General features: G+C 51.3%; 16 protein-coding genes. 13 read left to right on the forward strand and 3 right to left on the reverse strand.

Going from position 1 to position 18,505, the window contains the following annotated elements:
* Positions 1–5: 5 nt before the first annotated feature.
* From H027_RS0109735 to H027_RS0109775, 9 genes are all read left to right on the forward strand, one after another.
* Positions 6–836, forward strand: a complete 831-nt coding sequence (locus H027_RS0109735; protein WP_024872263.1) for an ABC transporter permease — start codon at positions 6–8, stop codon at positions 834–836.
* Positions 833–1,621 carry an ABC transporter ATP-binding protein gene (locus H027_RS0109740; RefSeq protein ID WP_202593438.1) on the forward strand — a complete coding sequence of 263 codons (789 nt, stop codon included), beginning with the start codon at positions 833–835 and terminating at the stop codon, positions 1,619–1,621. The genes H027_RS0109735 and H027_RS0109740 overlap by 4 nt, the downstream gene beginning before the upstream one ends.
* 1 nt (position 1,622) lies before the next feature.
* Complete coding sequence (locus tag H027_RS0109745; RefSeq protein ID WP_024872265.1) at positions 1,623–2,345, forward strand: urea amidolyase associated protein UAAP1; 723 nt, start codon at positions 1,623–1,625, stop codon at positions 2,343–2,345.
* A 12-nt stretch (positions 2,346–2,357) separates the two neighbouring features.
* Positions 2,358–2,996, forward strand: a complete 639-nt coding sequence (locus H027_RS0109750; RefSeq protein ID WP_024872266.1) for an urea amidolyase associated protein UAAP2 — start codon at positions 2,358–2,360, stop codon at positions 2,994–2,996.
* Positions 2,997–3,175: 179 nt separating this feature from the next.
* The gene (gene uca, locus H027_RS0109755) at positions 3,176–6,778 is read left to right on the forward strand and encodes an urea carboxylase (protein WP_024872267.1); all 3,603 of its coding nucleotides are present in this window, start codon (positions 3,176–3,178) and stop codon (positions 6,776–6,778) included.
* Positions 6,779–6,792: 14 nt separating this feature from the next.
* Entirely contained in the window at positions 6,793–8,598 is a 1,806-nt protein-coding gene (gene atzF / locus H027_RS0109760; RefSeq protein ID WP_024872268.1) for an allophanate hydrolase, read from the forward strand.
* Positions 8,599–8,806: 208 nt separating this feature from the next.
* Entirely contained in the window at positions 8,807–10,246 is a 1,440-nt protein-coding gene (locus tag H027_RS0109765) for a peptidoglycan DD-metalloendopeptidase family protein (protein ID WP_024872269.1), read from the forward strand.
* An 18-nt stretch (positions 10,247–10,264) separates the two neighbouring features.
* On the forward strand, positions 10,265–10,651 hold the full coding sequence (locus H027_RS0109770) for a DUF423 domain-containing protein (RefSeq protein WP_024872270.1): 387 nt from the start codon (positions 10,265–10,267) through the stop codon (positions 10,649–10,651).
* Positions 10,652–10,742: 91 nt separating this feature from the next.
* Positions 10,743–10,952 carry an MbcA/ParS/Xre antitoxin family protein gene (locus H027_RS0109775; RefSeq protein ID WP_024872271.1) on the forward strand — a complete coding sequence of 70 codons (210 nt, stop codon included), beginning with the start codon at positions 10,743–10,745 and terminating at the stop codon, positions 10,950–10,952.
* A gap of 63 nt (positions 10,953–11,015) precedes the next feature.
* On the opposite strand, the gene H027_RS0109780 is transcribed toward H027_RS0109775, so the two are convergent.
* The gene (locus tag H027_RS0109780; protein ID WP_024872272.1) at positions 11,016–11,609 is read right to left on the reverse strand and encodes an undecaprenyl-diphosphatase; all 594 of its coding nucleotides are present in this window, start codon (positions 11,607–11,609) and stop codon (positions 11,016–11,018) included.
* A 187-nt stretch (positions 11,610–11,796) separates the two neighbouring features.
* Here H027_RS0109780 and H027_RS0109785 point away from each other — a divergent pair, with 187 nt between their 5' ends.
* Both H027_RS0109785 and H027_RS0109790 read left to right on the forward strand, forming a co-directional pair.
* Entirely contained in the window at positions 11,797–12,462 is a 666-nt protein-coding gene (locus tag H027_RS0109785; protein WP_024872273.1) for a response regulator transcription factor, read from the forward strand.
* Positions 12,438–13,826, forward strand: a complete 1,389-nt coding sequence (locus H027_RS0109790) for an ATP-binding protein (protein ID WP_152536711.1) — start codon at positions 12,438–12,440, stop codon at positions 13,824–13,826. Before H027_RS0109785 ends, H027_RS0109790 begins: the two co-directional genes overlap by 25 nt.
* Here the strand turns inward: H027_RS0109790 and H027_RS0109795 are convergent.
* Together H027_RS0109795 and H027_RS0109800 are read right to left on the reverse strand one after the other, a co-directional pair.
* Positions 13,803–14,321 (reverse strand): AtaL-like protein, encoded by a 519-nt coding sequence (locus H027_RS0109795; protein ID WP_051448975.1) that lies wholly within the window; start codon positions 14,319–14,321, stop codon positions 13,803–13,805. The genes H027_RS0109790 and H027_RS0109795 overlap by 24 nt on opposite strands.
* Positions 14,322–14,376: 55 nt before the next feature.
* On the reverse strand, positions 14,377–15,186 hold the full coding sequence (locus H027_RS0109800; RefSeq protein WP_024872276.1) for a DODA-type extradiol aromatic ring-opening family dioxygenase: 810 nt from the start codon (positions 15,184–15,186) through the stop codon (positions 14,377–14,379).
* 211 nt (positions 15,187–15,397) lie between these two features.
* On the opposite strand from H027_RS0109800, the gene H027_RS0109805 reads away from it, so the two are divergent.
* Complete coding sequence (locus H027_RS0109805; protein ID WP_024872277.1) at positions 15,398–16,564, forward strand: nucleotide sugar dehydrogenase; 1,167 nt, start codon at positions 15,398–15,400, stop codon at positions 16,562–16,564.
* A gap of 521 nt (positions 16,565–17,085) precedes the next feature.
* The gene (gene lamB / locus H027_RS0109810) at positions 17,086–18,378 is read left to right on the forward strand and encodes a maltoporin LamB (protein WP_024872278.1); all 1,293 of its coding nucleotides are present in this window, start codon (positions 17,086–17,088) and stop codon (positions 18,376–18,378) included.
* The last annotated feature ends 127 nt before the right edge of the window (positions 18,379–18,505 follow it).

The following is an 18,505-nucleotide window of genomic DNA, read 5'->3' on the forward strand; positions in this document are numbered from 1 at the left end:
AGGCGATGGCCCGACTCATTAATCGTCAGCCGGATCGGTTAGGTCGTTGGATTTTGGCATTACTGCCATTCGTCCTGTTGCTGGTGCTTTATCTGCTAAGTTCAGAAGCACGTCTGGCAGTGAACCCAAACGATAAACTGTTGCCGTCATTCCCGACGATTTTCGATGCCATCGTCAAGATGGCGTTTGAGCCGAATCGCCGCACCGGGGAGTATCTGCTGTGGGCGGATACGCTCTCCAGCCTCAGATTGCTGCTGCTGGGTGTCGGGATCAGTGCGTTGATGGGCCTGACTGTTGGGTTGTTGAATGGCGGGATCCCATTGATTCGGATCCCCTGTTCTCCGGTCGTTACCGCGTTATCGCTGATCCCGCCGATGGCGATCCTGCCGATTCTGTTCATCGTGTTTGGTTTGGGTGATTTGGCGAAAGTGATGCTGATTGTGATTGGGATCTGCCCGATCCTCATTCGTGATCTGCAGCTAAAAACCCTGAGCCTGCCGGAAGAACAGCTGATCAAAGCGCAGACACTGGGGGCATCCACCTCGCAGATCTTATTGCGCATGATGCTGCCACAAGTGCTCCCGCGTTTAATCGAAGCCATTCGTCTGACCTTGGGCAGTGCCTGGTTATTCCTGATTGCGGCGGAAGCGATCGCGGCAACCGAAGGCTTGGGTTACCGAATCTTCCTTGTGCGTCGTTATCTCGATATGTCGATCATCCTGCCGTATGTGGTGTGGATCACCCTGCTGGCGTTTGCGATGGACTGGATTTTAAAAGTGACCTCGCGGAAAGCATTTCCGTGGTATTTCGGTCGTAACGGGGAGGCGCAAGGATGAATACCTCAATGCCCATCCTGCAGGCGAAGAACGTCTGGAAAGAATATGGCGATGTCTGTGTGCTGGAACGCATCAACGTCTCTATCAATGCGGGTGAATTTGTCACGGTGGTCGGTGCTTCTGGCTGTGGCAAAAGTACCTTTCTGAAATTGATCCTTGGCACCGAAGCGGCGACGCGTGGTGAGCTGTTACTCGATGGTCAGCCAATCCCACAAGAACCGGATGAACATCGTGGCATCGTGTTCCAGAAATATTCGGTGTTTCCGCATCTGACGGTGCTGGGCAACGTCATGCTGGCGGATGAATTTTCTCAATCGCCATTCCTCGGCAAGCTGTTTGGTGCTGCAAAAAAAGCAGCACAGGAACGCGCCGAAGCCATGTTGGAACGGGTGGGGTTAAGCCATGCACTGAACCGTTATCCGAGCGAATTGTCGGGTGGCATGCAGCAACGTCTGGCGATTGCACAGGCACTGATGAAAAAGCCACGCATTCTGCTGCTGGATGAGCCATTTGGTGCGCTGGATCCGGGGATCCGTGGTGACATGCACCAACTCATTCGCGAGCTGTGGTTACAGCAACAACTGACCATTTTTATGGTGACGCACGACCTGAAAGAAGGGTTTGCGTTGGGCAGCCGGCTCTGGGTGTTTGATAAGACCCGCCATGATCCGCAGTCACCGCAACGCTATGGTGCACAAATTACGTATGACATTCCTTTACAGGGTGGAAAGCTGAACGCGGAACATGCGGCGCTGCTTCCACAACCAGAAAAAACGGAGCAATAACATGGCCGAATTACTGTATGAAGATTCGCTGCCGGGTGGCAGCCACTGGTCACTGGTGATGCCTGCTGGCTCACTGCTGAAAATCACCGATGTTGAAGGCGGTGCTAACGTCGGCATGCTGTTCTACAACCCACGCAACCTGCTGGAGCGTTACAACGCGCCAGATACATTGAAGTGCCAGCACACGTTCAAACTGACGACGGGTCATTGTCTGTATTCCGATATGGGTCGTATTTTCTGCTCGATTGTGCAGGACGATACCGGTTGGATCGACTCTGTCGCCGGAACCACAAACAAAGCAAAAGTCGCGGCGCGTTGGGGCGAACGTGATTATCAACATCAGCGTAATCTGTGGAAACAAAACGGTTATGACAGCTTCTTGGTAGAAGTGGCGAAATATGGGTTAGGTGCACGCGATTTGGCGGCGAACCTGAACCTGTTTAGCAAAGTGTTCACCGATGAAGAAGGCAACATGAAGTTTGCGGCAGGTCATTCGAAAGCCGGCGACACCATCACGCTGCGTTTTGAAATGGAAACACTGGTGGTGTTTAACACTTGTCCGCATCCGATGGATCCGGCAACAGAATATCCACGCAAACCAATTCAGTACGCACTCTATAAAGCCGATCCGGTAGCGGAAGATGATGTTTGCCGGATTTCTCGTCCTGAAAATGGTCGTGGGTTTGAAAATACCCGTCGTTATGTTTGCTGCGCTGGTCACTAAGGAGCTTTGGTCATGATTAAGGAAAGTTTACTGAACCCTACTGATGTGGCGTATCGCGAAACCGTGATGGCAGGTGATTACTGGATGAAAGTCGTCAAAACTGGTCAGACGATCCGCATTGTCGATTCAGAAGGTAATCAAGCGGCAGACACACTGTTTTATTCTGCGGCAAACCCAGCTGAGCGTTACAGCGCGGTGGATACCATTCGCGAACAAGGCAATGTCTATCTGTCAGCTGGCACGATGCTGATGACGAATGAATGCAACCCGATGTTGGAAATTGTGGCGGATACCTGTGGTCGTCATGACACCTTGGGTGGCGCGTGTGCGACGGAAAGTAACCAAGTGCGTTATGACCTTGGCAAAAAACACATGCATGCTTGTCGTGACAGCTGGTTGCTGGCGGTGTCGGAAAACCCAGAGTTTGGCATGAGCAAACGCGATATCACGCACAACATCAACTTCTTCATGAACGTGCCTATCACGGCCGAAGGTGGTTTGACGTTTGAAGATGGCATCAGTGCACCGGGTAAATATGTTGAACTGAAAGCGCAGATGGATGTCATCGTGCTGATTTCGAACTGCCCACAATTGAATAACCCATGTAATGCCTACAACCCGACACCGGTTGAAGTTTTAGTCTGGAATTAAACTATATATCCCAAAGCAATTGATGATGCAGGAAGGTGGCAGACAACGCTACGGCAGCATTAAGTGCGAAGGTGGATTGAGCGCAAGGACGACCTTGATCGCCTCCCTGTTTTTCGCGGGACGACCCGCAGTCTGACGGAACGAATGTGTCTCCGGCAGCCTTGAACAGAGTTAGACTTATGTTCAATAAAGTATTGATTGCCAACCGCGGCGCGATTGCCTGCCGAATTATCCGCACCCTGAAAGAAATGAGTGTTGGTTCAGTTGCTGTTTACAGCGAAGCGGATGCTGACAGCCGGCATGTCTTAGATGCGGACGAAGCCTGGTCTCTCGGTGAAGGGGCTGCCGCACACACTTATCTCGACCAGAACAAACTGATAACCATCGCCAAACAAACGGGCGCGCAGGCGATCCATCCTGGTTATGGTTTCCTCAGTGAAAACCCAGATTTTGCCCGTCGTTGTGTTAACGAAGGGTTGGTGTTTTTAGGCCCAACACCGGAGCAGATGGTGGCATTTGGTCTGAAACACGAAGCGCGTGCACTGGCTGAAGCGGCGAATGTTCCATTGCTGCCAGGCACGGGCTTACTGACTTCTTTAGAAGAGGCGTTAGAGAAAGCTGAAATCATTGGCTACCCGGTCATGCTGAAAAGCACCGCAGGTGGTGGTGGGATTGGCATGCAGCGTTGTTATAGCGCTGATGAACTGACCGGTGCTTACGCCTCGGTGAAACGTCTGTCAGAGAACAATTTTAGTAATGGTGGCATGTTCCTCGAAAAATTCATTGAGCGTGCTCGTCATATCGAAGTGCAGCTGTTTGGTGACGGACAAGGCAAGGTGATCGCCATCGGCGAACGTGAGTGTTCCGCGCAACGTCGTAACCAAAAAGTCATCGAAGAATGCCCAGCACCGAATTTATCGGAAGAGGTGCGTCAGGCATTGCAGCAAACCGCAGTGAAACTGGGTCAGCAGGTGAAATATCGCAGTGCGGGCACGGTGGAATATGTCTATGACGATGCCAGCGGTGCGTTCTATTTCCTCGAAGTGAACACACGTCTGCAAGTCGAGCATGGCGTTACCGAGCAAGTGTATGGTGTGGATCTGGTTCGCTGGATGATTGAATTGGGTGCCGGTGATTTAGCGCCACTAGAAAGTCTAGCAACAGTGCTGACACCGAAAGGTCATGCGATTCAGGTGCGTTTGTATGCTGAGGTCCCGGCGAAAAACTTCCGCCCAAGTGCTGGTTTAATCAGTGCGGTGCAATTCCCGCAGCAGGATCGTAAGTCGTGCCGTATCGACCATTGGCTGGATGCCGGTCTTGAAGTGCCGCCATTTTTTGACCCGATGTTGGCAAAATTGATTGCTTGGTCGGGCTCGCGTGAGCAAACCATCACAACCTTGCTGACCATGCTGCATAACAGCACGGTGTATGGCATCGAAACCAATAAAGAATACCTCTGTGCTCTGCTCAACAGTGACGTTGTGCAGCAGGGCAAAGTGCTGACTCGCACCCTGAATGAGTTCAGTTATGAACCATCCACGATTGATGTGCTCTCGGGCGGGACACAAACCACGATTCAAGATTTTCCCGGCCGTGTTGGTTACTGGGATATCGGGGTGCCACCGTCTGGTCCGATGGATAACTGGTCGTTCCGTCTGGGGAACCGTCTGCTGAAAAATGATGCAGAGACGGCGGGTCTGGAAATTACCCTGTCGGGTCCAACGCTGAAATTTAATACGGCACGTCAGATCGTGCTGGCGGGTGCCACCATTGATGCCAAGTTGGATGGTGAAGCATTGCCAATGTGGCAGGTAGTCACGGTGCCTGCCGGTGCAACCGTACAGCTCGGTAAAGTCGCAACAGCGGGTGCGCGCAGTTATCTGCTGCTGGCCGGTGGCATTGACTGCCCGCATTATCTCGGCAGTCGTTCGACCTTCACGTTGGGTCAGTTTGGCGGCCATGTCGGTCGTTCGATTCAGTCAGGGGATGTACTGCATCTGCCAGTCGTAGCGACTTCGGTGGCTGAACAATCACTGCCTGCAGCACTGCAACCAGCCATCACGAATACGTGGGAACTGCGCGTGATTTATGGTCCGCACGGTGCGCCCGATTTCTTTACTGACCACGATATCGACACCTTTTTCGCGACCGATTACGAAGTGCATTACAACTCCAGCCGCACCGGTGTGCGCTTGATCGGCCCGAAACCGGAATGGGCGCGTGCCGATGGTGGCGAGGCGGGGTTGCATCCATCGAACCTGCATGACAACGCCTATGCGATTGGTACCGTCGATTTCACCGGTGATATGCCGGTTATCTTAGGGCCGGATGGTCCGAGTCTGGGTGGATTCGTCTGTCCGGCAACCATCGTCAAAGCCGATCTCTGGAAAATGGGTCAGCTGAAAGCAGGGGACAAAGTTCGCTTCATTCCTATCTCGATTGCGGATGCCGAAGTGTTGGATCGCGCGCAACTGGCTGAACTGGAAAGCCTGACGGCACAACCCGTGTCTGTCGCCATTGCACCTCCAACCACACCCATTCTGAAAACACTGCCAGCGGAAAAATATGGCGAGAAAGTCGTGTATCGCCCCAGTGGGGATGATTATTTGCTGGTGGAATATGGCACGCAAGTGCTCGACATCCGCCTGCGTTTCCGCGCGCATGCGTTGATGCTGTGGGTGCAGGAAGCTGGCATCGACGGTGTGTTGGAACTGACACCGGGCATTCGCTCCTTGCAGATCCACTACGATAATCTGCAACTGCCGCTGACTCGTTTGCTGGAACTGCTGGAACAGGCAGAAAGTGAACTGGCAGATATTGAGCAGATCACTGTGCCAGCGCGTATCGTCCATCTGCCGCTGTCTTGGGATGATGAAGCCACCCGTCTGGCGATCCGCAAATACGACGAACTGGTACGTAAAGATGCGCCATGGTGCCCATCGAACATTGAATTCATTCGTCGTATCAATGGTCTTGATTCGATTGAGCAGGTCAAAGAGATCGTCTTTAACGCCAACTATCTGGTGATGGGCTTAGGCGATGTTTATCTCGGTGCGCCAGTGGCAACCCCATTAGATCCACGTCATCGTTTAGTCACCACAAAATACAACCCGGCGCGCACCTGGACGCCAGAAAATGCGGTCGGGATTGGCGGCGCCTATCTGTGTGTTTACGGCATGGAAGGTCCGGGCGGTTATCAGTTTGTCGGTCGCACGTTACAGATGTGGAACCGCTATCGTCAGACAGCAGAATTCAGCCAACCATGGCTGCTGCGTTTCTTCGATCAAATCAAATTCTATGAAGTGGATGCGGATGAACTGCTGCGCATTCGTCGTGAATTCCCACGGGGTCGTTACCCCATCCAAATCGAAGAGATCCAATTCTCACTGGCTGATTACAACAAGCTGGTGAATGAACACGCCGATGAGATCCTCGTGGCGAAAGAGCGTCAGCAAACTGCGTTTGAAGCGGAACGTCAGCGTTGGATCGAAAGCGGACAAGCAAACTTCTCTGCCGATAGCGACATGATGCTAGAAACCGGTGAAGAAGAGGCATTGCCGGATCATCACAAAGCAGTGGAAAGTCTGGTCTCTGGCAACGTCTGGCAGGTATTGGTTGAAGCAGGCCAAACCATCAAAGCCGGTCAGCCGTTGCTCATCATCGAATCAATGAAAATGGAAATTGAAGTGTTGGCACCGCATGACGGCAAGATCGTGGCGATCAACCGTGAAGCGGGTCAGCAAGTACGTGCCGGACAGCGTTTACTGGTACTGGAGGATTAAGGATGACAGCAGCAATGACAACCAGAACCATGACCATCAGCGCGATCCATGCAGCCTATCGCAGCGGGGAATTGACCCCGCAACAACTGCTGACCGAGTGTTTAGCGCAAGCCAAAGCTGATATCCATCTGGCTTGGATCTCCGTCCTGTCGGATGAGCAGTTAGCCGCTTATCTGAAAGGATTAGAAGGACATTCACCCGACGATATGCCGCTGTTCGGTATTCCGTTTGCGGTGAAAGACAATATCGATCTGTTGGATCTACCAACCACCGCGGCCTGTAAAGAATATGCCTATCAACCCAAAGAACATGCGTTTGTAGTTGCGCAGCTCATTGCTGCGGGCGCAATTCCACTCGGCAAAACCAACCTCGATCAGTTCGCGACCGGATTGGTCGGCGTGCGTAGCCCGTATGGGGCGTGTCAGAACAGTTTTGATCCAGATTATATTTCGGGTGGTTCCAGTGCAGGATCTGCAGTATCGGTTGCAACCGGGCAGGTCTGTTATTCATTAGGTACCGACACTGCGGGCTCAGGTCGCGTACCGGCTTCCTTTAACAACATTATTGGTTTGAAAGGAACGAAAGGCCGCATCAGTTGCAGTGGCGTTGTACCTGCTTGTCAGAGCTTGGATTGCGTGACGATCTTCACCACCACCGCAGCCGATGCCAAGGCGGTGTGGCAGGTGGCGGGTACGTTTGATCCGGTTGATCCATTTGCGCGCGCAGCGGTTCCGGCGAAAGCAATGCCAGCGGCGTTTACCTTCGGGGTGCCAGCACCAGAACAATTGGCGTTCTTTGGTGATGAAGCAGCGGAAATGTTGTTCTGGCAATCGGTCGAAACACTGAAAGAACTCGGTGGCGAGGCGGTCACGATCAACCTCGATCCGTTTGTGCAGGCCGCGAAATTACTTTACGAAGGCCCGTATGTGGCCGAGCGTTTAGCGGCGATTAAAGACTTCTTCCGTGACGATCCAACCCGTTGTTTACCGGTGATTCAGACCATTGTCGGTGGTGCGGAAAAACGTGCGGCAGTCGAAGCGTATGAAGCATTATATGCTTTGCAGCGCTACAAACGCGTGACGGATGCGGAACTGGCGAAAGTCGATTTCATCGTCACGCCAACCGCTGGCACGATCTACCCGATCGCCGATGTAGAAGCGGATCCTATTCAGCTCAACAGCAATCTGGGTCACTACACAAACTTTATGAACCTGCTGGACTACTGCGCGATTGCGATCCCATCAGGTTTTCGCATGACTGGGCTAAAACAGGGTTTACCGTTCGGTGTCACCTTGTTTGCACCGGCTTTCCAAGATGATGCGTTACTGGCGATTGCTGATCTGTGGCAACGTAAACTGGCATTGCCGCTCGGTGCGACCGGTCAAGAATTTCCTGCTAATACACCCGTTGTGGCGCAACCAAGCAACGGCATGATCGATGTGTTGGTGTGTGGTGCCCATCTGTCTGGCTTGCCATTGAACTGGCAGTTGACGGATCGCAAAGCCTTCCTGAAGCAAGTGACTGCAACCGCCAAAGCCTATCGTATGTATGCGCTGGCGGGTGGGCCACCGTATCGGCCGGGGTTGATCCGCGATACTGACAATGGCGCAGCCATTGCCGTAGAGGTTTGGTCGGTTCCTGCCGAACATTTCGGTTCGTTTGTCGCAGGTATTCCGGCGCCACTGGGGATTGGTAAAGTTGAACTGGCCGATGGATCGTGGGTGAGTGGTTTTATCTGTGAACCTTGTGGTCTCGACGGTGCTGAGGAAATTACCGCGCTGGGCGGCTGGCGGAATTATATAAATATGAAAAACATATAATTACAGCCCATCTTTCATCTGTTCGCTATGAAAATGCCGGAGCCAGCCGACGCGCTTGCTCCGGTATGAACGAAAATGCCCTTCTGTTAAAGAATGTAAATCGTCACGTTCTCTTTTCCGACACGTGGATTTTTACTGGTCAGCCGGAGTCTTCTGTGGATAATGCGTAACCTGATATCGCGAAAGCCGCGCGTGAAGAGCATTCATCATGAGACAAATTCTGAAATCATTATCTGGAGCGGTGTTTTCCTCTTTACCGTTTCCACGACAACATTTGTACGCCATTCTGACCTTGGTGTTATTTTCTTTTGCTGCCATGACGTTGCTACCAGCACCCGAACATCTGTTGTCAGATAAACCGCTGCCAGTCGTGCCTGACGATTCCTCCACCGACACTGCGCTGAACAAACAGGCCGCGGATACCGAATTTATTACCGCACCCAGCGATATCTTATTGGATGATGATGCCCAGGACATCATGGATGGTACAGCTACGGCAACAACCGATAATGAATTGCAGGTGACGGCGTACACGGTGAAAGATGATGATAATCTTTCCTCAATTTTCAATACCTTAAACCTACCGGCGGCGTTGTTGCAGAATATGCTTGCCGTGGATAGTCATAACGTACTGGTTCATCTGCGACCAGGGCAGAATCTCTCCTTTTTCCTGGACGACCACAATGAACTGCAAAAGCTGAGCATTCCCGCATCCTCCGGGCGTCAGGCCGTGTTTGTGCGCCAGTCAGGCGACAAATTTCAGCTGTTGATGGAAGCGACTAATCAGCCGCTGCCTGCAATATCTGATGAAGTGACTTCTGCCGAGAAAACAGAAAAACAGAAGAGTTCGCAGCGGCCGACACGCGTGCTGCAGGGCAGCATACAGGGTACCTTTGTGCAAAGTGCCAAGGCGGCTGGATTGGGTTCCGACCATATTCGTCGCATCATCCGGGTCTTTCAGGGCCGGGTTGATTTTCGCCGCGATCTGAAAAAAGGCGACAGCTTCAGGGTGCTACTGGATCATCAGACCGTCGATGGTAAAGCGCCGAATGACGCAAAAGTGCTGGCCGTGATCCTGTCAGCCAAAGGTAGAACCTATACCGCCTTCCGTAATATCGAGGACAATCAGTTCTATGATGCCACGGGTAACAGCCTGAGTATGACGCAAAGCGGTAAATTCATGCGTTATCCGATCCCGGGGAGACCGAAGGTTAGTTCCGGGTTTAATCCTACCCGACAGAATCCGGTTACCGGTCGCATCATGCCGCATAACGGCACCGATTTTCCGGTGCCAGTGGGCAGTAAGGTGGAAGCGACGGGCGATGGTGTGATCGTGAAAGTGGCGCATCATCCAGATTGCGGGATCTACATCGTGTTACGCAACAGTGGCCGTTATAGCAGTGTCTATATGCACCTGAGTAAGGCGCTGGTGCGTGTTGGCCAGAAAGTGAATTTGGGGCAGGTGATTGCCTTATCGGGCAATACCGGCAGAACGACCGGCCCGCATCTGCATTATGAGTTCCATATCAACGATCATCCGGTCGATCCGATGCGTGTCGATTTGCCTGTCAACGACCCCGAACGGACGAAAGCCGACAAGAAGATGCTGGCGAAGATCAAAGAACTGAAACGGTTGATTAATGCCTGATCGAAACAGGAGACGGCCATGAAACATCGTTGGTTGTTGTTATGGAGCGCCGCCTTTGGTGCCAGTGGAGTGATGGCCGGTGCGTTTGGTGCGCATGGCCTGAAAAACCGGCTTCCTGTTTCGGCGCTGGAGATCTGGGACATCGCCGTGCGCTATCAGCTACTGCATGCGGTGGTGTTACTGTGCCTGTTTGCCTTAGTTCAACAATGGCGCCATCCGCTGGTGCGACGCGCCGGCCAACTGATGATTGCCGGTACGTTGTGTTTCAGTGGCAGTCTGTATCTGCTGGCTTTTACCGGCAGCAAATGGTTAGGTCCGATCACGCCGCTGGGCGGGCTCTTTCTGATAGTTGGCTGGCTGTTATTGTTTTATGCTGCACTCAAAACTCCTCAAACGCCTGATTAACACCCTCTAATTGCGCTCTTTCGGCGGATACCCATCGTTTCAACTATACTTGGCTCATCCCCCCTGTATCTGTTACAGAATGGAGGCGCTCATGAAATCGGCACACATGCGTAATTACAGCAAAGCACTGCAGGCCGCTACCGAGTATTTTGAAGGCGACATGGAAACCGCCGAACTTTGGATGAAAGAACCGGCCAAATCACTGGGAGGAAAATGCCCGACCGATCTGGTATCAACTGAGGAGGGGTTGCATACGGTACTGGATGTCATCCAGCGGCTGGAAGATGGTTCGTTCCAATAAATGGCTGTATCAGGCAGCAAAATAGCAAAGCCCTGCATTGACAGGGCTTTGATTTATACGGGATTACTTTAGCCAACCCCGTTGAATTGCAGGGGAAAACAGATAGGCATATAAGCGGATCGCAGGGCGGAAGCAGGGTTCGATCAGCCATGCCGGATTCTTGTTGATAGCGAAGGCACACAGCAGCGTGATGACCATCGCCCCCAGCATGTCAAAGGGGAAGTGCACGCCTAAATAGATCCTTGCCCAGGCCACAGGTAATGAGAAACACAGCAACAGGCGACCGGTCTGACGCAGTGCCGGATACCAGAGCAGCGAAAAAGCCACCGCGCAGATCAGCGTCATGTGGTCGCTCGGGAAAGAGGAATCCGCCACGTGGGGGATCAGCGTATTGCCCAGCCCAATCATAAAGGGGCGCGGATGTTGCCAGAATAAGCCAATGACTTGATTGAGCGACAAGGCAACCCCTGCCGTGATGGCGGCAGCCAGTAAGCCTTTGCGCCGATCGCTATCGCCCTTCAGCCAGCCTATCACCAGCAACAAGGGAATCAGCCATTGGGGCAGCATCGCCATGAACTGAGCCAGTAACACCACCCACGCATTGGGATGGGCAGGGGCATTCAAGAGTAAAAACAGCGATTGATTGAATGATTCCAAAATGAGTCTTCCGTTTTGCCAGCTTCCACAAAGATGACAAACAGGTTACAGCAGAAAACTTAGGAAAAACTTAAATGGCCTGAGTCTGCCGAGAAAGCTACCCACACCGGCCTCATAACGCAATTTTCAGGGTGAATTAAGTTTAGCGGTTTATGCTTGATAACAGACAGAACAAACAGGAACAGCAATGAGAGTCTTACTCGTTGAAGATGATCGCATGATAGGTGAAGCGGTTGAGCTGGCGTTGAAAGATGCGAAATATGCAGTGGATTGGGTGCGAGATGGATTAATGGCTATCAACACCCTTGAATGCCAGACATATGATCTGGTTCTGCTCGATCTGGGGTTGCCGAAGAAAGATGGCTTTGAGGTGCTGAAAACCATTCGGGATCGGGGCAACGAGGTATCACTGTTGATCATGACGGCACGCGATGCCACCCAGGATCGCATCCGCGGGCTGGATCTCGGCGCGGATGACTATATTGTCAAACCGTTTGAAATCGGCGAGTTACTGGCCCGGATGCGCGCCGTCAGTCGGCGGAAGGGAGGAACGGCCAGACCCGTACTGACCAACGGGGTGATCACGCTCGATCCGGCAACTCACGAAGCGACGGTCAACGACCATACCATCACACTGACCGGACGCGAATTTGCTATTTTACAGGCCTTATTGGTTCGTCCTGGTGCCATTTTGTCACGTTCCGAGCTGGAAGAACGCATGTATGGCTGGAATGAAGAAATAGAAAGTAATGTGGTGGAATTCATGATCAGCTCATTACGTAAAAAGCTGGGCAGCAAAGATTTAATTAAAAATATCAGAGGTGTGGGATGGATGGTATCCAAAGACGCATGACCCAGTCGTTGCAATTCAAGCTATCCGTCTGGATCGCCGGGGTTATCTTGGGGATCGCGTTGGCAGCCGGGATTTTCTCCTTTACATCGGCCTTCTCGGAAGCCAACGAATTACAGGATGATCAATTACGGCAAGTTGCAGCCCTGATTGACCAGAAGATTATTCCTTCCGGCGCCAATATGACGGAGCACGAATACAAAAAGCTCCATATCGATTCTGAAGCGCGGATCATCATTCAGGAGCTGGAATCGGTAGCGACTATCATGCCACAGGCGGAATTATCGTTTCAGACAACCCTGCCTGATGGTCTGCAAACCATCACAGCCAAAGGTGATCGTTGGCGGGTCTATGTCAAAACGTTACACGATGGTCGTCGCATCGCCCTGGCACAAGACACCGCATTGCGCGATGAAATTGCCCGGGATGGTGCATTACGTACGCTGCTGCCGTTTATCATTCTGATCCCGATGCTGATCGGCATGACCAGCATTGTAATTCGCCGCATGTTACGCCCGATCCGGTTGTTGGCCTTCTCGGTCGATCACCGCTCTGAACAGGAATTGGGCGTCTTGAATACCACTGATATTCCGGTGGAGATCCGGCCATTTATTGAAGCCATTAACCGGTTGCTTTTGCGGGTTTCCCGTTCCATCGAGATACAACGACGCTTTGTGGCCGATGCCGCGCACGAATTACGCTCACCACTGACGGCCCTGTCATTGCAAGCGGAAGGACTGGATATCGGCCAGATGCCTATCGATACCAAAGTACGAGTGAATAAGCTGCGGGAAGGCTTGAAACGGGCCAGATCGTTGCTCGAACAACTGCTGGCGTATGCGCGGGTACAGGAACCTCAGCGGATTCCCGTCGTGACCAAGGTGTCGATGCGCCATATTTTTCGCCGGGTGCTGGAGGATTTGATGTCATTGGCTGAAGCCAAGAATATCGATATTGGCGTGCTGAATGAAAATGATGTGCTTATCGAAGCCAATGAAACGGATGTCATGACCCTGATAAAAAATCTGGTCGATAATGCCATTCGTTATACCCCTGAAAACGGGCAAATCGATCTCGATGCGGTGGAACTGAACGGGCGGCTGTTCCTTTCCGTGCAAGATACCGGCCCCGGCATTCCGCCGGAAGAGCAGGCCCGGGTTTTTGACCCGTTCTACCGAGTGCTCGGCAATGATGAAATTGGTTCCGGTCTGGGGTTATCGATTGTAAAGACCATCACGGATCGCATGAATGGCAGTATCACTCTGGACAATATCATTCGTGAAGGGAGAGTGACGGGGTTAAAAGTCACTCTCTCTTTTGGGACGGATACCAGTCATCTAATCTCAGAACAGCATACTGCCATCTAAAATCCCGCTTTCTGCCAGTAGGCGGATCCGCATAACCAAATCGTCGTCGTTAAAGCGATATGCCTCTTTCATGGCATATCCCAACGGGCTGTCGGCATGATGATCCACCGAATGTGCGTGATAGATAAAGCGTACAAACAGTGCTTCCGGCTGCGGTTCTTCGATGCGCATACGCAACAGAAATTCAGCGCCGGTCTCGGCATCATGGCTTTGATATTCCACCTGTTCATGGGGAACAAACGTGACCTCATCGTGGATCTGATAACTGCCGAAGTTTAAGCGCCGTGTCAGACCCTGCACCATATCGCCGTCGATCACACTGTCTTCCAGCCAAGGGATAAAGGTTTCAGGCTGGGTAGCCCGCAGCATTAAACCCTGCCAGAGCTGGTCGCGGGTCAACGCCGTCACTCGGGTATCCGAGGCATCGTTGATCTGCACCAGATGTTCAAACGTCAGCGGCTGACCCATCGGACGTGGTGTATTCATCATGTGCATATCATCTCCTTGGCTGGCAGAACCAACCCTGTGTTATCGCTGTGGCTGTTATGTTTTACGCCAGTAACTGTGTTCCGGATCCAAAAGCAAAAATATCCATGGCCAATGTGCCGAGCGCGACATCTTTGTGTAGACGTAAGACTGCTTTACTGTCAGCAGCGCCCAATGCCACGAACAAAGGCAATAAATGCTCATCGGTCGGATGTGCCCGACGGGCATGAGGCGCCAGTCGGCGATAGTCATTCAGAGCATCAATGTCATGGCTCTCAATTTTATCGATCACCCAGTCGCGGAACTGGTCAACATACGGATCGCCCGCTTCCGCTTGTTCATCGGGACGATCCCAGTGCAACTCACCCAGATTGTGGGTGAAACTGCCGGAGGCCAGTATCAGCACACCTTCGTCGCTTAATCCGCGCAGGAGCTGACCGAGTGCAAATTGCAGTTTCGGTGGCACAGACGGATTCAGCGACAGTTGCACGACCGGTATGTCTGCTTGCGGATACAGATAACGTAGCGGCACCCAGGCACCGTGATCCAGCCCGCGTTGAGCGTCGAGCTTGGCTTCCAGCCCAATCTTTTGCAGTGTGGCCTGTACCTTTGCCGCCAGTTCCGGTGAACCGGGAACTGGATATTGCAGGCTATACAAGGCCCGGGGAAAACCACCAAAATCGTGGATGGTTTCCGGCGCCATGCTACTGCTCAGCGTAGGCTGATGTGTCAGCCAATGGGCAGAGATCACCAAAATGGCCTTGGGTTTGGGTAACTGCTGCCCGATCCGGGTTAAGACGGGCCCGGTCGTGCCGGGTTCCAGCGCCAGCATCGGTGAACCGTGCGAAATAAAGAGCGTTGGTAAGCGAGCCATGAGGTTCTCCTTGCGTCATAAGACTAAATCATGGTGACAGCTTATGCCTTTATTTGTTGCTTAAAAATAACCATAAAAGCAAATAACTGTTGCCTATAATGCAACTATGCTGACGGAATGTGGGCCAAGTGTGTTTTGTTCAGTGCTCTGCCTGTCTCATTAGTTTAAGATACGGCGGTTTATTTATGACGCCTTGAAAAGGACAAAAGTAATGAAGATTGCAGTTGCAGGAACAGGCTACGTCGGGCTGTCAAATGCGGTGTTGATGGCTCAACACCACGAAGTCGTCGCCTTGGATATCATGGAAGAGAAGGTTCGGCAGTTAAATGCACGGATCTCGCCGATAGCGGATCATGAAATCGAAGAGTACCTGCAACATAAGGCGCTGAACTTGCGGGCAACCACCGATAAACAAGATGCGTATCAGGGGGCTCAGTTTGTCATTATCGCAACGCCGACGGATTATGATCCAGAGACCAACTACTTCAACACCTCTTCTGTAGAAGCGGTGATCCGCGATGTGATAGCCATTAATCCTGATGCCATCATGGTGATCAAATCGACGATTCCGGTGGGCTATGTCAAACGGCTGAGAAAAGATCTTGGTTGCGATAAGATCATGTTTTCACCAGAGTTTTTGCGAGAAGGTCGTGCGCTGTACGATAACTTATATCCTTCACGTATTGTGGTGGGTGAACAATCTGCCCGGGCAGAACAGTTTGCTGCCTTGTTGCTGGAAGGGGCGATCAAGAAAGATGTGCCGATCCTGTTCACCGATCCGACCGAAGCGGAAGCCATCAAGTTATTCTCGAACACCTATCTGGCAATGCGCGTCGCTTACTTCAATGAATTAGATACCTATGCACAAAGTCTGGGGCTCGACAGCAAGCAGATCATCGAAGGGGTGGGGCTGGATCCTCGTATCGGTTCGCATTACAACAACCCGTCATTTGGTTATGGTGGTTATTGCTTGCCGAAAGATACCAAACAGCTGTTGGCCAATTACAATCAGGTGCCAAATAACCTGATCCGGGCGATTGTCGACTCCAACACCACTCGTAAAGACTTCATTGCCGACTCCATTATTAAACGCAATCCGAAAGTGGTGGGCATTTATCGTCTGATCATGAAGGCCGGTTCCGATAATTTCCGTGCGTCGGCGATTCAGGGGGTCATGAAGCGGATCAAGGCGAAGGGGATCGAGGTCGTGATTTATGAGCCGGTGCTGAAAGAAGAAACCTTCTTTAAATCCCGCATCATTCGCGATCTGAGCGAATTCAAGACGGTGGCGGATGTGATCATTTCCAACCGCATGGTGCCTGAATTGAGCGATGTCGAAGAAAAAGTGTATACCCGCGATTTATTTGGTAAGGATTGATCCTGCTTTGCTAAGGCCACATCCGCTCTGGTTGTGGCTGTTTCTTGTATCCAAGCTGTTTTCCTGCTTTGTTGGTGTAAATTTTTAATTTATTTACACCATCCACCACTTTTCATTACATATCCTGCTATCACGCCCAGATTTTACTCTCCTGATTTTCCTGCTGAAAAATTTCACGACTCAGCTAACTGTAATGATAATTGCTATTGATATGCGCATATCTTTGAAAAATAAATGATTATTTTAATTTCATGGTGCGTTCGCGTTGTCTTTTTGCTTGATTCTAATGTGGTTAACATGAATTTGTGTAACCGATAACACTATTATTTTTATTTATAACTATATGATAAATAATGATTTAATTTTTGATTTCCGGTTCCATTTGGTTTTTGTGAAGTGTATCAACTCACAATTTGTGAGTTGATCTATATAATGCTGCCGTTTGCAGTGAAACAATTACACGCGATGTTAGTTTTTGAGCAGTAACTAACGATTAGAAACCAAAGCAAAAGGAAAACAGAATGAACGCTAAATGGATTCCCTTATCTGCAGCGATAGCACTGGCGTTAGGCTCTGCTGCAGCATCTGCTGCGACCACTCCCGATTTTCATGGCTATTTGCGCGGCGGAGTTGGTGCCTCAACCAAAGATGGCGGTACACAAAGTGGCAGTGAATTTCAGAAAAACTATTTAGGTCGTCTCGGTAACGAATTTGACACCTATGGTGAAGTCGAGCTGGGACAGGAAGTCTTTAACAAAGACAGCAAATCGTTTTATGTCGATTCCATGTTCTCCATGTCATCAAAGGGAACAACCGACAACGAACATACCGGCGACAGTTCAGCTGATTTCGGGCTGAAACAATTCAATGTGCAGGCCAAAGGGCTGATTGCGGCTTCACCGGATGCGGTATTGTGGGCCGGTAAACGTTTCTATCAACGCCATGATTTACATATCATTGATACCAAATACTGGAACGTGTCTGGTTATGGTGCCGGTGTGGAAAAAATCAAAGCCGGGCAGGGTGATCTTTCTGTTGCCTGGATAAGAAACGATCAAGGTCCGTTGAACATCAACTATGCGGATGTTCGTTATGCCGGATTGTCACCTTGGGCGGGCTCCTGGATTGAGCTGGGTGTGGATTACGCCATGCCGAACAAAACCAGCGCCCAGGATAAACTTGATGATACCGATAGCTCCGGCATCAAATACAGCACCGGTACCGATAAAGGTGTGATGCTGACAGCAGAGTTGAGTCAGCAGATGTTGGGTTTCTGGCCGAAAACCGTCTTCCAGTATGCGACCAAGGGCTTGGCGCAGAATATGGTGACACAGGGCGGTGGCTGGTATGACGCATGGCGTGATAATCAGGATGCCAAAGGTTTCCGTGTGATCAATACCGCGGAAGCGCCGATTACAGATAACCTGCAACTGGCATATGTACTGACCTATGGTCAGGTTAAAAATACGGCACTGGACTGGGCTACCTGGCAGGGTAATTCCTGGGATAAGGGTGATACCGACATGTTCTCTGCTGTATTACGCCCGATTTATCAATGGGATGACTACAACAAAACCATGCTGGAATTGGGCTATTTCCAGCTTGATCACAAAACAACGGATAATGGCAAAGACAAGTGGGGCGGTAAGAAAGTCACTTTATCGCAGGCTTGGTCTGCGGGTCGTGGTTTGCTGGCGCGTCCTGAAATCCGTGTTTACACCACTTACATCAAAAATGACCAAGGCGAAACATTCAACAATTCGACCTCTGATCATGATGTTCGTTTTGGTGTTCAGGCAGAAGCCTGGTGGTAATCAATGCCTTAAACAGCCCTGCGGGGCTGTTTTTCTTCCCTTGCAAGTATTGTGATGAGGGGAAGGCAACGAGTTCCACAGTTTCAGTGTCTGTCATGAGAGCATCGGAATGACTGATGTTAGTATG

Source organism: Tolumonas lignilytica (genome assembly GCF_000527035.1).
Lineage (GTDB): Bacteria > Pseudomonadota > Gammaproteobacteria > Enterobacterales > Aeromonadaceae > Tolumonas > Tolumonas lignilytica.

Coding starts and splice junctions, on each gene's coding strand:
- H027_RS0109795 (WP_051448975.1), bottom strand. CDS start 14,321: ATGCACATGATGAATACACCACGTCCGATGGGTCAGCCGCTGACGTTT.
- H027_RS0109735 (WP_024872263.1), top strand. CDS start 6: ATGGCCCGACTCATTAATCGTCAGCCGGATCGGTTAGGTCGTTGGATT.
- H027_RS0109750 (WP_024872266.1), top strand. CDS start 2,358: ATGATTAAGGAAAGTTTACTGAACCCTACTGATGTGGCGTATCGCGAA.
- H027_RS0109790 (WP_152536711.1), top strand. CDS start 12,438: ATGGATGGTATCCAAAGACGCATGACCCAGTCGTTGCAATTCAAGCTA.
- lamB (WP_024872278.1), top strand. CDS start 17,086: ATGAACGCTAAATGGATTCCCTTATCTGCAGCGATAGCACTGGCGTTA.
- H027_RS0109805 (WP_024872277.1), top strand. CDS start 15,398: ATGAAGATTGCAGTTGCAGGAACAGGCTACGTCGGGCTGTCAAATGCG.
- H027_RS0109740 (WP_202593438.1), top strand. CDS start 833: ATGAATACCTCAATGCCCATCCTGCAGGCGAAGAACGTCTGGAAAGAA.
- H027_RS0109765 (WP_024872269.1), top strand. CDS start 8,807: ATGAGACAAATTCTGAAATCATTATCTGGAGCGGTGTTTTCCTCTTTA.
- atzF (WP_024872268.1), top strand. CDS start 6,793: ATGACAACCAGAACCATGACCATCAGCGCGATCCATGCAGCCTATCGC.
- H027_RS0109770 (WP_024872270.1), top strand. CDS start 10,265: ATGAAACATCGTTGGTTGTTGTTATGGAGCGCCGCCTTTGGTGCCAGT.
- H027_RS0109745 (WP_024872265.1), top strand. CDS start 1,623: ATGGCCGAATTACTGTATGAAGATTCGCTGCCGGGTGGCAGCCACTGG.
- H027_RS0109800 (WP_024872276.1), bottom strand. CDS start 15,186: ATGGCTCGCTTACCAACGCTCTTTATTTCGCACGGTTCACCGATGCTG.
- H027_RS0109775 (WP_024872271.1), top strand. CDS start 10,743: ATGAAATCGGCACACATGCGTAATTACAGCAAAGCACTGCAGGCCGCT.
- uca (WP_024872267.1), top strand. CDS start 3,176: ATGTTCAATAAAGTATTGATTGCCAACCGCGGCGCGATTGCCTGCCGA.
- H027_RS0109785 (WP_024872273.1), top strand. CDS start 11,797: ATGAGAGTCTTACTCGTTGAAGATGATCGCATGATAGGTGAAGCGGTT.